We start from the raw sequence: 15165 nt of genomic DNA, 5'->3' as shown, positions 1-15165 counted from the left end.
AAGGTTTAGTCCTTGCGGTAGCGCTTAAACCAGGCCAGCGCATGCTCCACCTTGGCAATTAACCATGACGGCCGGTTAGTGACACCATGGTAAGCATCGGGTACCCGCACCATGGCACTATCAACCTGCCGTAACTGCAGTGCCTGATAGTATTGTTCAGTCTCTGCAATAGGTGTGCGCCGGTCTTTTTCACCGGTAAACAGTAACACCGGCGTGCTAACGTTACCCACTAAAGAAAGTGGTGAGCGCTGCCAGTAATGCGCCTGTTCATCCCAGGGGGTACCGGGGAACTGATTACGGATTTGACCAACATAGCTGTCGGCAGCCAGGACTTTTGAGGTCCAGTTAACCACCGGATTGGTCGCCGCAGCAGCATTAAAACGCTGGGTTAAACCTACCGCATACAGGGTTGCTATGCCACCGGCCGAACCGCCTGCGATAAACAGGTTATTCTGATCGATAAAGCCTTTCGCCAGCATCGCATCGACCCCCGACATATGGTCTTTAAAGTCATGCTCAGAGGAATAATTGTAGTGCAGCAGCATCGCAAAGCGCTCGCCATAGCTGGTACTGCCGCGGTAGTTGTTATACAACACCACATAACCTTCAGCGGCATAGCGTTGTAGCTCAGCAGCAAACTGCGGACCATAGGCCAGATGTGGTCCACCATGAATTTCCAGGATCAGCGGATATTTTTTGCTGGGGTCGAAATCAGGCGGCGTAATATACCAGGCCTGGATTTCTTCATTGCCGGCAGTCGAAGTGTAGCGGATCTCCTGCACCTTACCGAGCTGACGCTGTGCCAACAACCCACCATTGAGATCGGTAAGGGTGCGGCTGGCCTTATTCCGAAACACGGCCACTTCGGCCGGGCGCTGGCTGCTGCCCTGAGTGTAAGCCAAGGTGCCATTGCTGGCGACGCTATACATGCCGCTTAAGTATGGCCGGCCCCAGCTGGTACCGCCCAGATCTGAGACTAAGTCGGTCATGCGGTCGCGGGTACTGATTTGTGCAACCTTAGTCAGGCCACGATCAGCATACTGGAATACCAGGGTGTTATTGTTAACCCAATTTGGATTTTCGACACTACGATCCAGCTCAGCTGCCAACATCCGGATCTGCCGTGAACCCAGATCCAGCAGCTTCAGTTTACTGTTAACGTAAGATACGGCATCCGGCCGGGTAAAGGTAAAGGCCAGCGTTTTACCATCTGGCGACAACGCTGGTTCCGCTTCTTCACCGTCTAAGCTGGTCAGCTGGGTCAGTTGTTGATTGCGCAGATTCACCTGATATAAGTCGGCCTGGCGGCTTTGTAACTCCCAATCCGGATGACGGTTGGCGGAGAAAATCAGGTTTTGGCTATCGGTTGTCCAGACTAAGGGCCCCCGATGTTCAAAAGCACCAGTGGTGAGCTGTCGCTCTACGCCACCATCAGCCGGTAGTACAAAAATCTGGGTGTAGGCAGATCGCATAACGCCGCGACCATCTGCCTGATAATAAGTACGCTCGACCACGATGGGGCTGGCGGCCCAGTTCGCGTTAGCGGGTTTTTTCGGTTGATAAACACTTTTGGCAAACTCGGTGGCAGGAGCGGGTACGTCTGCCATAAAGGCAATCTGCTGACCATCCGGCGACCAGCTAAGCTGACCGGGACGCAACTGCACCTGGCTAATTGCTGCCGTTTTTTGCTCCTTCAACCAATACACATAAATCTGACTGCTGCCATCACGTTCAGAAACAAAGGCAATACGGTTATTATCCGGCGCCCAACGTGGCTGACTGTAGCTAAAATTATCGGCAAACAGCGGCGAATGGGCGCCGGTATCAAGATCCAGTAACCATAAGCTGCTCTCGGTACGATCAGTCATGACATTATTTTGCTGCCGTACATAGACAACACGTTTGCCATCAGGCGAGATTTGCACATCGTTGGCACCAGCCAGACGGAAAATATCTTCGGCTTGCAGTGGCGTAGCAGTATTGATATTTGCGCTGCTTGCCAGCACCGCAGGTGCAAAACTGATTGCGGCTAATAGGCCAGCCAGGGGTAACAGTTTCATAAAACCTCTTGCGTGATTATTTTGTCTGTACCTTACCTGTTCCATACCGCACTGCAACTAAAAATCCGGCAAAGCTCATAATTTTCAGGACCATCGTAAGAAAGCGTCAGCTTCTTTGATCTGGATGCTGGCAAAGCTATTGCGGCCTGACTAGGCTTTGCTTGTTTGTACAAATTAGCGCCGGTTTCGCTGATATTAGCGGACCTGTTGCCAGATTAACGCGGGAGAGTTCTGATGCGTAACCTTATCGCTTATTTACTGCTCAGTGCCTTGCTTTACGGCGCGCAGACTATGGCTGCCGGGCAACTCTGGCTGGTAACACCACAATCGGCTACTGCGGTAGCTGTCGGGAAAGATACCGCGTCACCGCCAGCGCAGCAGGTACAGGCCTTTCTCAGCCTCGATATCCGTAATCGGGCAGTCACCAGCTTTGATAGTCAGCTGTTGCAATTACAGGGCACTGGTATGCAGCCGGTGTTGGTAATGCAGTACTGTTTTGAGCAGCAAAGTTTTATCTTCCAGCCTGACTGGTTGGGGCCAACAGGCAATAATGATCTTTGGCTCAGCTCCGCCTTACTGCAGCAGCTTGGCTTGCCACAGCAACGCTTGCCAATGCAAATCGATGACTTTACCGAGCAATTTAGCGGCCAGGCCGATGAAAGTACCCAGATCCAATATCTGAGCCGGCAGATCACTGTTCGCGGCATAATCCCAAGCCGGCTGACCTTGCCCGGACCGGCTAACTTTGTGATCCGCAGTGATTGTAACCCGCCACCACAACAAGAGCGCAGCGTTATGCCACCACACTTTTTGTTATGGTGCGATTGCCCACAGGACGATTTAGCTCAGTCATTACAGCAGTATTTAACCGGCTTATATCGGCAGGCTGGGGTGCAGGTGCGGTTTGGTGTGCAGCGGTTGTAATGGAGCAATGCATCATACTGGTTAGTATCAAATGCCAGAAAAATTACTGACGAAGAAAGAAACACGCAAAAATTTTTACTCATTCCAGGGTATGGTTCTAATATAGGTATTCTTGAGTCGGAGTTTTCCAAAGCCGTTTGTGAGAAGGCCAAAGCTATCCAAATAACACCTTTTGATTTCGCTAGTGATATAGAGTGGCTTCTTGATGGGGGCGTAATGAAACGCCGATAGTATGAATTTAATCACAAACCTATAAGACAACAGGCAGTTCACGCTAAAAAGTTGAGTTTGCTCTGTTACTACTGCTCAGTTTCGAAAACTAGGGATAGCTTGGCATGAAAGTTTTGAAAATGGGAGCATTATAAATACCGGATAGTGGATCAATGGCCAGCAGACTCCCGGAAACTTCAGATACTTTACCCCGCTTCAAAACTTTAAGTTTTTATTTCCCAATATGCCTCAACTTGTTAATATAATGTTTTATTGTCTTCTATATTAAAAAGGATGTTACATGATTAAATTCAAACTATTTGGCCTGGTAATACTTTTCTTATCAGCTTGTTCGAAAAACCCCTACGAGGCATATCCTGGCCTCTGGGAGAGGCAAGACGAAAACCGTAAAGAAGTTATTGAAATAAAACAAGCTGATGGCATTTTCCTACTTAATACCACTGTTTTGAAGGATAAGCATGATAATAGCAATAGCCACAATTTTAGTGCTCTAGCCAAAGTTGACGGTCAACTGAGCTTTAACAACGGTTTGAGTAACATTTTTTTAGTGTTGTCAGAAAGCGATACTTTGATCGTTGGAAAGGATAAGTATAAGCGTATCTCATCTAATAGATTAGATGAGATAAAAGCTGAACTAGCCAAACTCGAGCAGGAAAGAATCGCAACCCAGCAACGGGCAATCGAGGAGAGAGAGCAGGAGCGTCTGGCGCAACAGGAGAGCATGCGACAACGAAATCTAGAAAGAGAAAAGTGCCAAGCTTTGCTTGATAAAATTAATGTTGAAATCGCGGGTATTAAGCAATTTAGCGCCAATAATGCAAAATGGACTGCCGAATACGAGAAGATTAAACAAAAATATACCGAGATAGCCAAGCAATATGTGAATTGCAAGCCAGATTTTTTCTAAAACCTAATGTGAATTAGTCTCGACTTAATCTGACAGACACCGTGAAAAACTGGTAACTGTCAGATCAAGTCTGAGCTAGTACACTTAAGAACTGGCATGCGCTGTCGCCTCGTAAACTTAAGAGCTTTCAGTGCTTACGTCGTTTTCATCATTTTGTTCCGTTTTAGCGGGTTTCGATATATCCCACGTTTACAGCTCATTTTCTTCGTACAAGCAATACGCGGATTATTTTGGTATACAAAATTTAATCAAATAGAAATATGGTTGAAAAACAAAGTGCGGAGGTTGTACGATGTCGGTAGCACAGAGGTAGCACCGAGCTATTTTCAGGAAGTAGGGTAAAACAACAAGCCTTTAAAAATGGTGGCCCCAGCTGGACTCGAACCAGCGACCGATCGATTATGAGTCGAGTGCTCTAACCAACTGAGCTATGGGGCCGTACAAACTAAACTTTTGACTTTTGTGCTAACACATCCCTGATGATCGGCACTCAGCTCGGCCATCCACGGCCTCGCGCTCAAGTCTTTCGAAGTGACGTTAAGTCACTTCTCATCACCTACGGTGACCGCCTTTCGCCTAAGCTATGGGACCATGCAAACGCGAGGAAGTATAAAAACTTTTACTAACTTTGTCATCCGGCTTCTGACACTAACTTCAATTGGTTGCTGCTTTTTTACGCTGAAAACGCTTAAAACACCAAAGACGCTAAAAAGCGCCTTTGGTTTCTAGCGGACAGAGCTGTAATTACTCGTCCAGGAAGCTTTTTAGTACTTCAGAGCGTGAAGGGTGGCGCAGCTTACGCAGGGCCTTGGCTTCAATTTGCCGGATCCGCTCACGCGTTACGTCAAACTGTTTGCCCACTTCTTCCAGCGTATGGTCGGTATTCATATCGATTCCAAACCGCATCCGCAGAACCTTGGCTTCGCGGGCGGTTAAGCCAGCCAGTACTTCGTTAGTGGCGTTTTTCAGGCTTTCCATGGTCGCAGAGTCCAGTGGTGATTCACCGCTGGAGTCTTCGATAAAGTCGCCCAGATGCGAATCTTCATCATCACCAATCGGCGTTTCCATTGAAATCGGCTCTTTGGCGATCTTCAGTACCTTGCGGATCTTATCTTCCGGCATTTGCATCCGTTCTGATAATTCCTCTGGTGAGGGTTCGCGACCCATCTCCTGCAGCATTTGCCGTGAAATACGGTTTAGCTTGTTGATGGTTTCAATCATATGCACCGGGATACGGATGGTCCGCGCCTGGTCAGCGATAGAGCGGGTAATGGCCTGGCGGATCCACCAGGTTGCATAAGTTGAGAACTTATAGCCACGGCGGTATTCGAATTTATCTACCGCTTTCATCAGGCCGATATTACCTTCCTGAATTAAGTCCAGGAACTGTAAGCCACGGTTGGTGTACTTCTTGGCAATCGAAATAACCAGACGTAAGTTCGCCTCTACCATTTCTTTCTTGGCGCGGCGGGCTTTAGCTTCACCAATCGACATCCTGCGGTTGATATCTTTAATTTTAAAGATGCTGAGGCCAGTTTCTTCTTCGACCTTCTTCAGTTTTTCAATGCAGCGAATTAACTCGTCTTTGGCTTCCGCCAGTTTTGCTGAATAGGGTTTGTTGCCACTGATTTCGGCATCAACCCAGGCAGTTGAAGTTTCGTGGCCGGTAAAGGCTTTAACGAAGTTTTTCTTCGGCATCTTGGCGTATTCAACGGCGTGTTTCATTACCAGCCGTTCCTGCACCCGCACCCGGTCCATCATCTCACGCATGTTTTTAACCAGGCGGTCGAATTGCTTAGGTACCAGGCGGAAGCAGCGGAAGACTTCGCTTAGCTTTTCAATTTCGGTTTTGGTAGTGGGATGCTCACGACCGTTTTGCACGATCGAATTGCGGGTCACCTCGTACTGGGTACGCAGCTCGGCAAATTTTTGTTTTGCCAGCTCCGGATCCGGGCCGCTGTCGCCGTCATCACTGTCGGCATCGCCGTCTTCGTCGCTGTCATCGTCAGTATCAGAACTGTCGTCCTGATGTTCTTCCGGTAAGTCGGAGCCGATATTGCTACCCATTACCGGGGCATCATCGACTTCATTCGGGTCAACGAAAGCCGAAACGATATCGCTTAAGCGGATTTCTTCCGCTTCGTATTTATCCCACTGTTCCAGCAGGTAAGTAATGGCTTCCGGATATTCGGCAACAGAGGTTTGTACCTGGTTAATCCCGTCTTCAATGCGCTTGGCGATATCGATTTCGCCCTCGCGGGTTAACAGTTCCACGGTACCCATTTCGCGCATATACATCCGCACCGGATCGGTAGTACGACCCAGTTCTTTGTCTACGCTGACCAGCGCCTGAGCCGCTTCTTCCACCGCATCTTCATCGGCGGTGGCATCAGACATAATCAGATCATCGGTATCAGGGGCACTTTCGAAGACCTGAATACCCATATCGTTGATCATGCGAATAATATCTTCGATCTGATCAGAGTCGATAATGTCTTGTGGAAGGTGATCGTTTACTTCGGCAAAGGTCAGATACCCTTGCTCTTTACCTTTCAGGATCAGGAGTTTTAACTGCGACTGAGGACTTTGCTCCATAGAGACTTATCTTCCACCAAAGTTGATTAATCTAAAAATGCGAACTGGCGATTATAACAAAGCGGGGCTTTTCTAGCCAGCCGCCATTAATTCACCGGACGCGGTTTTTTGCTTTTCAGCGCTTGTAGCAACAAATGATATTCCTGCCATTCGGCTTTTGTTAGTTGCTGCAGTTTGTCTTTTCGTTCCAGGGCTTCCAGCCGCTGTTGCAGATATAAATCCTCAATTGAATGAAAAGTATCGAGGAAATCCTGCGTCAGTTGCTCGGGCGCAATTTGATGTTCCCAACTTGCTAACTTTAACAGTATGGTATGCTCTGGCAGATCTCTCCAGTATTCCAGCAATTGTGCAGTAGTAATTCCCGGTTTAGCCAGAATATGCTGCTGCAGGCTCAGCAATAAATTGATGCCGGGCAAGGCGGCGTCGGCCAGCTCGGGGGCATCCGGCATAACCTGTACTAAACCCGGATTTTGCAGTAATAGGGCAATAGCCCGGCGCATTGGCGTAATTTTTAGCGTGGTCGATGGTGCCACTGGCCGTGCTTTGGCCGGAGCTTTGGTTGTGCGGGCACTTTGGCGGCCGAGTAAATTATCCAGCTTGCTGCTCAGCTGTTCCTGATAATAGGTGCCTGGTACCTGGCGGATCAGCTCCGTAGCCTTAGCCGCCAGCGCGGTTTTTCCGGCATCAGAGCTGGGGTCACTTTCAGCCAGTAAATGTTCAAATAAATATTGGCTGAGTGGTTTGGCTTGCGCCAACCGCTCTAAAAAGGCGGCTTTGCCTTCTTTTTGCACCAGTGAATCCGGGTCTTCACCATCGGGTAAAAATACAAATTTTAGCTCCACACCGTCTTTTAGTTGTGGCAGGGCATTTTGCAGCGCGCGCCAGGCAGCATCGCGACCGGCGCGGTCACCGTCATAGCAGCAAATCACCTGGCTGGTATAGCGAAACAACGTATGAAAATGATCTGAGGTCGTGGCGGTGCCCAAGCAGGCCACCGCAAAGCGGATATCGTGTTCCGCTAATGCCACTACATCCATATAGCCTTCGACCACCAGTAACCGTTCCAGATGGCCCGGTTGCTGCCGCGCTTCATACAGACCATACAGCTCACGGCCCTTGTGAAATAGCCGGGTTTCCGGTGAGTTCAGGTATTTAGGCTGGCCATCACCCAGTACCCGACCACCAAACGCAATCACCCGGCCGCGCTTGTCGCGAATGGGAAACATCAGGCGGTCACGGAAAAAATCAAACTCGCGGCCGTTGTCGTTGCGGCTAATCAGTTTTAAATCGTAGAGCTGGTCGCGTTTGGCTTTACTGTTGGCGTTAAAATGCTTCAGCAGCCCATCCCAGCTCTCTGGCGCATAGCCCAGCTGGTAGTCGGCAATACTCTGTGCACTCAGGCCGCGTTTGGTCAGATAGGCCTGCACCTCTGCGGCTTTCGGATGTTGTTGCAACTGCTGCTGATAATAACTGGCCGCTTGTTGCATTAGCGTGTAGTCATCAGCCTGGGCTTGTGGTCTGTTATTAAATTGGCCTTTTTCGCGTGGCACTTCCAGATGCAGATCTTTGGCCAGCTCTTCAATGGCTTCAACAAATTCCAACTGCTCAAATTCCATCATAAAGCTGATGGCATTGCCATGTGCGCCGCAGCCAAAGCAATGATAAAATTGCTTGTCCGGGCTGACAGTAAAAGACGGGGATTTTTCGTTATGAAAAGGGCAGCAGGCCGTGTAATTGCGGCTACCGGCTTTTTTAAGCGGTACGCGCTTATCAATCAGTTCTACTATGTCCGTGCGGGCCAGTAGCTCATCGATAAATTGACGGGGAATTTGTCCTGCCACTGTTGTCCTTTTTATTCGGGTCTTAGAAAAAGACAAACCGTGTTCATAGAACACGGTGTGCAGATAAAGCATTTAAACCAGGGCTGGTGAGCCCTGCACCGTTATCCGGCAGCTGTAACTTAGTACAGGCGGATACGACGTGCGTTTTCGCGAGACATTTTCTTCGCGTGACGCTTAACAGCAGCAGCTTTCTTGCGCTTGCGGATCCACGTTGGTTTTTCGTAGAACTCTTTCGCACGTACGTCAGCTAAAACGCCGGCTTTTTCACATGAGCGCTTGAAACGACGCAGGGCTACGTCAAACGGTTCGTTTTCTTTTACTTTAACTACAGGCATTAAATTCTCACCTCAGGCCAAAACTGGTTTTCGTTAACCAATACGATTAAAAATGGTGCGGTATTCTACGCAAAAAGCACCACTAAAGTAAAGCGCTTGTGCGATCTTAAATCAGATCCTCTGGCGACCAGGGCGCCAAGCCGCTACAATGCACGTTTTTCAGGGCGCTGAGTATAGCGAAGTGCGATGCACTAAGCGATCTTTTTCCTGCTTTTCCGCCCGAAACAGAGGTCTGAACGATGCGAGTACTGGGAATAGAAACTTCCTGCGATGAAACCGGCATTGCCATCTACGATGGTGAGCGCGGCCTGCTGAGCCATGTGCTGTATAGTCAGATACCACTGCATGCCGATTATGGTGGCGTAGTACCGGAATTAGCATCGCGTGATCATGTGCGTAAAACCCTGCCATTAATTAAACAGGCGTTAAACGAAGCGGGGCTGACGGCAGCCGATATTGATGGCGTCGCCTATACTGCCGGCCCCGGCCTGGCGGGTGCGTTACTGGTCGGGGCAACGTTGGGCCGCAGTTTAGCCTTTGCCTGGCAAAAGCCGGCGCTGGCGGTACATCATATGGAAGGCCATTTGTTGGCACCGATGCTGGAAGAGAGAGCCCCCGAATTTCCGTTTCTGGCGTTGCTGGTCTCAGGCGGTCATACCCAGTTGGTGGCAGTGAAGGGCATCGGGCAGTATCAGTTACTGGGGGAGTCGATAGACGATGCCGCCGGTGAAGCCTTTGATAAAACGGCCAAGTTGATGGGGCTGGATTATCCGGGCGGACCGTTACTGGCGAAACTAGCCACGCAGGGCGATGCGAAAAAGTACAGCTTTCCGCGGCCGATGACCGATCGTCCCGGGCTGGATTTTAGCTTTAGTGGCTTAAAAACCGCGGCCTCGATGGTGATTCAAAAAGAAGGCAACTCGGCACAGGTGCAGGCTGATATCGCCGCCTCTTTTCAGCAGGCAGTGGTGGATACTTTGCTGATTAAATGCCGCCGCGCTTTGGAGCAAACCGGCTACAAGCGGCTGGTAATTGCCGGTGGTGTTAGTGCTAATGAATCACTGCGCCAGCAACTGGCGGCATTAATGCAAAGCCTGAAAGGGGAAGTGTATTATCCACGCAAGGAATTTTGCACCGATAACGGCGCTATGATTGCCTTTGCCGGTTACCAGCGTTTAAAAGCCGGGCAGCAACAGGATTTATCGATTGGTGTTACGCCACGCTGGCCACTGGAGCAGCTGCCAGCGATTTAACGCGGCACTTATGGAAACGGTCGCAAGCGGGTTATTCGCGTACCCGCTTGGATTTATCCCAAATCTTACTTTCCTGCCGGCGGTAGAGCCGGCGGATATTTTCATGATGACGGGCAATAATCAGGATACTTAGCATCAGTACCGGCAAGGTATAGAGTGGTTTGATCCACCAGGTGAAGAGCGGCGCCAGCGCGACGGTGATCAGCGCACCGAGCGACGAATAACCGGTCAGTAATACTACCAGCAGCCAGGTACCAATCAGCAAGCCCGCCAGATCCAGTCCAATCGGCATCATGGCGCCAAAGGCAGTGGCCACGGCTTTGCCGCCTTTAAAGCCAAAAAATAATGGATAGATATGCCCCAGGCAGGCGCAAATCGCAATAATCCCCAACCACAGTGGTTCAATTTTCAGAAAGTATGAGCCCCAGACCGGGATAGTGCCTTTCAGGATATCGAAGACCAGCACCAATACCGCTGGCAATTTACCACCCAGGCGCAGCACATTGGTGGTGCCGGGATTACCTGAGCCATGAAAGCGCGGATCCGGCAGACGAAATAACTGACACACCAGCACGGCCGACGAAATCGAACCCAGCAGGTAAGCAGCTAACATCATGATCAGGATCAGCAGGGTCATTCCGTGGTTCCTCAGCACCCATTTTTGCGATACTATGACGACAGTTTATTCGGGCAGCAGAATACGGGTGTTCCTGCATTTCACCTATCCGACCAGCCTACCTGAAACGAAAAATAACGCAATGCGGAATTCACCGGATGGATATCGTTTTTATCAAGCAACTTGCCGTTGATACGGTGATTGGCGTTTACGACTGGGAAAAACAGATCAAGCAGCGCTTATTGCTGGATCTGGAACTCAGTTATGATCTGAGCCTGGCCGGACACAGTGACGAACTGCGTCACACGCTGGACTATGCCGTGATTAGCGAACGGGTAGTTGCGTTGATTACTGCGCAACCGCTTGAACTGATCGAAACTGTGGCCGAGCGGGTTGCCCAGCTGCTACTCAGCGAGTTTGCGACCCAGGATGTTAAAGTCACAGTGTACAAGCCGGGTGCCGTGCCTGCGGCGCAAACCGTTGGTGTCAGCATTCAGCGTAGCCGCGAGGCGCTAAGCTAATGGCGTTGATTTATATTAGCGTCGGCTCGAATATCGACCGGGAGCACTACGTGCGCGCTGGTGTACGTAAACTGGCCGAACATTTTGGTGCTTTGACCCTATCCTCAGTGTATGAAAGCGAAGCGGTCGGTTTTAACGGCGACCCTTTTTATAATCTGGTGGTCGGTGTCGAAACGACGCTGAGTCTGACCGAGTGCGTCACGCTGTTAAAAGAAATTGAAGATCAGTTTGGCCGGGTGCGCGGTGCGGAAAAATTTTGTGGTCGCACTCTGGATCTGGATTTACTAACCTACGATCAGCTGGTGTGTCAGCAGCCGGTTGAGCTGCCCCGTGGTGAGATAACCGAAAATGCGTTTGTACTCTGGCCGTTGGCCGAAATTGCCGCGGAACAAATTCATCCGTTAACCCAACTAAGCTACGCGACTTTGTGGCAAAACTACAACAAACCCCAGAAACTCTGGCCAATTGATTTTTCATGGAGTGACTAATCTTGAGCATGCTTGAAGTGATTATCCTGTCGATTATTCAGGGTATTACCGAATTTTTACCTATTTCTTCTTCTGCCCATTTAATTCTGCCGTCCGCCATTTTCGGCTGGGAAGATCAGGGCATTGCTTTTGATGTCGCGGTGCATGTTGGCACCTTACTGGCGGTGATGTTGTATTTTCGACAGGATATCGGCCAACTTACTGTAGGCTGGGTCAATTCCTGCCGCGGTAAACAAAGCACTTATGGCACACTAGCCTGGATGGTTATCGCTGCCACTATACCGGCAGGTTTGGCCGGGCTGATTTTTGCCAGCGCCATTGAAACCTATTTGCGCTCGCCCTGGGTGATTGCCATTACCACCCTGATCTTCGGCTCCTTACTTTGGTATGCCGATGCCACTGCCAAACAACATACTGTGATGGAAAAGATGGGCTGGCGCCAGGTGTTGATTATTGGCGTTGCCCAGGCCATTTCGCTGATCCCGGGCACCTCACGCTCAGGGATTACCATGACCGCAGGCTTGATGCTGGGGCTGGATCGAGCCAGCGCCGCCCGTTTCTCGTTTTTATTGTCGATCCCGATTATTGTACTGATTGGTGGTTATCAGGCCAGTAAGCTATTAAAAGAGCCACAAGCCTATGATTTACCCGCGCTGGCTGCTGGCCTGGGTTTATCCTTTATCAGTGCCCTGATTTGTATCCACTTCTTCTTAAAAATTATCAGCCGGATGGGGATGCTACCCTTTGTTATTTACCGGCTGTTGTTAGGTGCTGGTTTGCTGGTGTTTTTAACCTTCTTTCATTAACGGCATCAGGTTTTGAAGGCGGAGATGCCTTTGCATTAAATGCTGTTTTTAGCCTGCCGCCAGTGAGACGCTAGCGCAGGCTAAAGAAAAATACCAGGCCGGCAGTGAACAGGTCGGCACGACCCGAGCGGCCAAGGCTGTTGCTGTAGCTGAAGTCGAGCTGTAACCGCTCTGGGATCAGCTCCGCCAGATAGCCAATTTGATAAAGTGGCCGGCCAGCCTGTTCACGGTACAGTTCTGCAAATACCCAGTGATTTTCCCGGACGGCAAACTGCGCTGAGACGCCGGCGACCCAGTCGTTTGTTGCGCTATCGCGCTTCAGGTGGCCCAGGTTGGTATGAATAAGGACGGCGTCATCTGCCAGGCTTCTGGTGTAGGCTAGGTTTAACAGCCAATCACCCTCTTGCCGGGCGTCAGCAGCAAACTGATAAGCCAGTTGCGCGGTGATACCAAAGCCATTGCTCTCAAGCGTTTTCAGCTCGGTCTTGGCCGCAAAGGCATACTGCTGTGGTTCGCCGCCCGGTGTTTTGGCAAGGCCAATACCCCATTCCACGCCAAAGGCCCGGCAGGCCGGTACCGCCCAAAAGGTATTGGCGCCAGCCTGGCGTTCAACCCAGCTTTCCAGCTGACAGTGGTCGACGATGGTGGCATCGTCGTTTAGCATTGGTCTACCTGCTAAGGCAGGTAGCGTAATAGCCGCCAGGCTCAGGCTCAGAGCAAGCCGGGTAAGGACTAACGATTTGGATGGGGCTAAGGTTGCATCACGCAAAGCAACATGGTTCTGCTGTAACATGTGCCTGTTCCTCTTCGGTTAGGGCGAAGCGGCCACCAGGGCTAACAGTTAGGTCTAATCAGGTTTTAACGGCAACATTCAACAAGCCAAGACATTTGGAGGCGTGCAACATCACCACGCTAAATAAGGTGGATAGCGATGCGCGCACAAAAAACGGCAGCAGAATGCGTTAGTTAACAGATTAAATGGGTAGAGAGTGCCTGAAACGGTAAAAAGGCTCAAACAAAACACCAGTTGACGATCTCAGTTGCAGTGCGCAACTAAAAATACGTTGTAAGGTTATTGTTTGTGGTAGAGCAGGAGAGGATTCGCGAAGAATTACAGTCACTACTCTGTCGCTGACAGAGTAGACACCAAAGGAGCTACACTATCAGACGCTTTTTACTGAAACAGGCCACGGCCTACTTCCAGATTGTTCGCCCACAGTGGGTCCTCGCTTTGGTTAAAATTGCTGCGCAGTATAAAGATTGAACCGTAGCTGTCAAGTAAAACAGCCCGATGTCACAAAACCTTCATTTCAGGCCCTGCAGTCGCAGCTGTTGTAAGCGCGCCTGTTGCAATGCCTCTTTAATCGCCGGGCCTGTGATACCCGTAGCCATGACCTGTTGCGCTGTTACCTTAAGTGCGGCCTCTGCTAACTGTTGTAAATAAGCCGCCTGCGCATACTCCGCCTGCTCAAAGCCGGTACGGCCGCGCAGATCGGCGGTGCAGCAAAGCAGAATATCGTTCAGTCGCTCTGGTTTGCGCCATAAATCTATCGCATTGAAAAACTTCAGCACGGTGCTGGCTTTTAGCTCCTGGGCGCGGTGCACCAACTGATGATACTCGCAGACCAGCAGCGCCAGTTCACGGCAACTATTGGGTACCCTTAAGCGCTCACACAGCTGCTGGATTAACGGTAAACCCGTATGCTCGTGGCCATGATGGGAAGGTAACAGCTCGGTTGGGGTAACACCTTTACCCAGGTCATGCACTAAACTGGCAAAACGGACTTCGATTTTTTCTGACAGCTTGGCCGCTTGTTCCAGCACTAGCAAAGTATGGACTCCGGTATCAATTTCCGGGTGCCATTTTTCCGGTTGGGGTACGCCCCACAGCGCAGCCAGCTCCGGCATCAGGGCGTCAAGCGCACCACATTGCTGTAGTAACGCAAAGTAAGCGGCCGGGGTTTGTGTCGCAAGCGCTTTGGCAGTTTCGACCCACACCCGCTCTGCACTCAGGGTTTGTAATTCGCCACTGCGACTTAGTTGTTGCATCAAAGCCAGTGTTTGTGGTGCTACCTTAAAACCTAAATGGGCATAGCGGGCATAAAAGCGGGCAACCCGCAGCACCCTGAGCGGATCCTCCACAAAGGCAGCAGAGACATGGCGTAGCAGCTTGTGGGCAAGATCCTGCTGGCCGCCAAAGGGATCAATTAGCTTGCCGTCAGCGGCTTTAGCAATCGCATTAATGGTCAGATCACGACGGGCGAGATCTTGCTCCAGCGTCACATCAGGCGCAGCATAAACGCTAAAACCGGTATAGCCAGAGCCGGCTTTACGCTCGGTACGGGCCAGGGCGTATTCTTCTTTGCTTTTCGGATGCAGGAATACCGGGAAATCTTTACCCACCTGCTGATAGCCCAGTTCCAGCATCTGCGCCGGGCTGGCGCCGACGACGACATAGTCACGCTCAGTAAAGGGATAGCCCAACAGTTCGTCGCGCACGGCGCCGCCAACAAGATAAATTTGCACACGCTTTCCTGATTGCTGTTTTTTTGCCATTATACCCGCCTTGGCCTAATTTGCAGTGCTGA

At 50.5% G+C, this 15165-nt stretch carries 13 protein-coding genes and 1 tRNA gene; 6 read left to right on the top strand and 8 right to left on the bottom strand.

Going from position 1 to position 15165, the window contains the following annotated elements; genetic code table 11:
* Positions 1 to 5 precede the first annotated feature (5 nt).
* Complete coding sequence (locus AEST_RS11520) at positions 6 to 2060, bottom strand: S9 family peptidase (protein ID WP_008609209.1); 2055 nt, start codon at positions 2058 to 2060, stop codon at positions 6 to 8.
* A gap of 234 nt (positions 2061 to 2294) precedes the next feature.
* Between AEST_RS11520 and AEST_RS11515 the strand changes: the two genes are divergently transcribed.
* Positions 2295 to 2984 (top strand): hypothetical protein, encoded by a 690-nt coding sequence (locus tag AEST_RS11515; RefSeq protein WP_008609208.1) that lies wholly within the window; start codon positions 2295 to 2297, stop codon positions 2982 to 2984.
* A gap of 511 nt (positions 2985 to 3495) precedes the next feature.
* Positions 3496 to 4122 (top strand): hypothetical protein, encoded by a 627-nt coding sequence (locus AEST_RS11510; protein WP_008609207.1) that lies wholly within the window; start codon positions 3496 to 3498, stop codon positions 4120 to 4122.
* Between the two features lie 361 nt (positions 4123 to 4483).
* Here AEST_RS11510 and AEST_RS11505 read toward each other — a convergent pair.
* The 4 genes from AEST_RS11505 to rpsU all read right to left on the bottom strand — a co-directional run bounded on the left by AEST_RS11505 (position 4484) and on the right by rpsU (position 8893).
* Positions 4484 to 4560: transfer RNA gene (locus tag AEST_RS11505), tRNA-Ile, on the bottom strand.
* 306 nt (positions 4561 to 4866) lie between these two features.
* Positions 4867 to 6717 carry an RNA polymerase sigma factor RpoD gene (gene rpoD, locus AEST_RS11500; protein ID WP_008609205.1) on the bottom strand — a complete coding sequence of 617 codons (1851 nt, stop codon included), beginning with the start codon at positions 6715 to 6717 and terminating at the stop codon, positions 4867 to 4869.
* Between the two features lie 86 nt (positions 6718 to 6803).
* The gene (gene dnaG / locus AEST_RS11495; protein ID WP_008609204.1) at positions 6804 to 8558 is read right to left on the bottom strand and encodes a DNA primase; all 1755 of its coding nucleotides are present in this window, start codon (positions 8556 to 8558) and stop codon (positions 6804 to 6806) included.
* Between the two features lie 119 nt (positions 8559 to 8677).
* On the bottom strand, positions 8678 to 8893 hold the full coding sequence (gene rpsU, locus AEST_RS11490) for a 30S ribosomal protein S21 (RefSeq protein WP_008951050.1): 216 nt from the start codon (positions 8891 to 8893) through the stop codon (positions 8678 to 8680).
* A 239-nt stretch (positions 8894 to 9132) separates the two neighbouring features.
* Between rpsU and tsaD the strand changes: the two genes are divergently transcribed.
* Positions 9133 to 10146 (top strand): tRNA (adenosine(37)-N6)-threonylcarbamoyltransferase complex transferase subunit TsaD, encoded by a 1014-nt coding sequence (gene tsaD, locus AEST_RS11485; protein WP_008609203.1) that lies wholly within the window; start codon positions 9133 to 9135, stop codon positions 10144 to 10146.
* 31 nt (positions 10147 to 10177) lie between these two features.
* On the opposite strand, the gene plsY is transcribed toward tsaD, so the two are convergent.
* On the bottom strand, positions 10178 to 10783 hold the full coding sequence (gene plsY, locus AEST_RS11480; protein WP_008609200.1) for a glycerol-3-phosphate 1-O-acyltransferase PlsY: 606 nt from the start codon (positions 10781 to 10783) through the stop codon (positions 10178 to 10180).
* A 137-nt stretch (positions 10784 to 10920) separates the two neighbouring features.
* On the opposite strand from plsY, the gene folB reads away from it, so the two are divergent.
* Genes folB through AEST_RS11465 form a run of 3 tightly spaced genes read left to right on the top strand, consistent with a single transcriptional unit; the run spans position 10921 to position 12577 of the window.
* Positions 10921 to 11283 carry a dihydroneopterin aldolase gene (gene folB, locus AEST_RS11475; protein ID WP_008609199.1) on the top strand — a complete coding sequence of 121 codons (363 nt, stop codon included), beginning with the start codon at positions 10921 to 10923 and terminating at the stop codon, positions 11281 to 11283.
* On the top strand, positions 11283 to 11771 hold the full coding sequence (gene folK / locus AEST_RS11470; RefSeq protein ID WP_008609198.1) for a 2-amino-4-hydroxy-6-hydroxymethyldihydropteridine diphosphokinase: 489 nt from the start codon (positions 11283 to 11285) through the stop codon (positions 11769 to 11771). The genes folB and folK overlap by 1 nt, the downstream gene beginning before the upstream one ends.
* A gap of 2 nt (positions 11772 to 11773) precedes the next feature.
* Positions 11774 to 12577, top strand: a complete 804-nt coding sequence (locus AEST_RS11465; RefSeq protein WP_008609197.1) for an undecaprenyl-diphosphate phosphatase — start codon at positions 11774 to 11776, stop codon at positions 12575 to 12577.
* 70 nt (positions 12578 to 12647) lie between these two features.
* On the opposite strand, the gene AEST_RS11460 is transcribed toward AEST_RS11465, so the two are convergent.
* Both AEST_RS11460 and AEST_RS11455 read right to left on the bottom strand, forming a co-directional pair.
* Positions 12648 to 13370 carry a hypothetical protein gene (locus tag AEST_RS11460; RefSeq protein ID WP_008609196.1) on the bottom strand — a complete coding sequence of 241 codons (723 nt, stop codon included), beginning with the start codon at positions 13368 to 13370 and terminating at the stop codon, positions 12648 to 12650.
* A gap of 512 nt (positions 13371 to 13882) precedes the next feature.
* On the bottom strand, positions 13883 to 15103 hold the full coding sequence (locus AEST_RS11455) for a multifunctional CCA addition/repair protein (RefSeq protein WP_193759647.1): 1221 nt from the start codon (positions 15101 to 15103) through the stop codon (positions 13883 to 13885).
* Positions 15104 to 15165: the final 62 nt, after the last annotated feature.

The organism is Alishewanella aestuarii B11, from assembly GCF_000280055.1.
Taxonomy (GTDB): domain Bacteria; phylum Pseudomonadota; class Gammaproteobacteria; order Enterobacterales; family Alteromonadaceae; genus Alishewanella; species Alishewanella aestuarii.
Note: the sequence above shows the minus strand (reverse complement) of the source record. Positions and strands in the feature narration are given on the sequence as shown.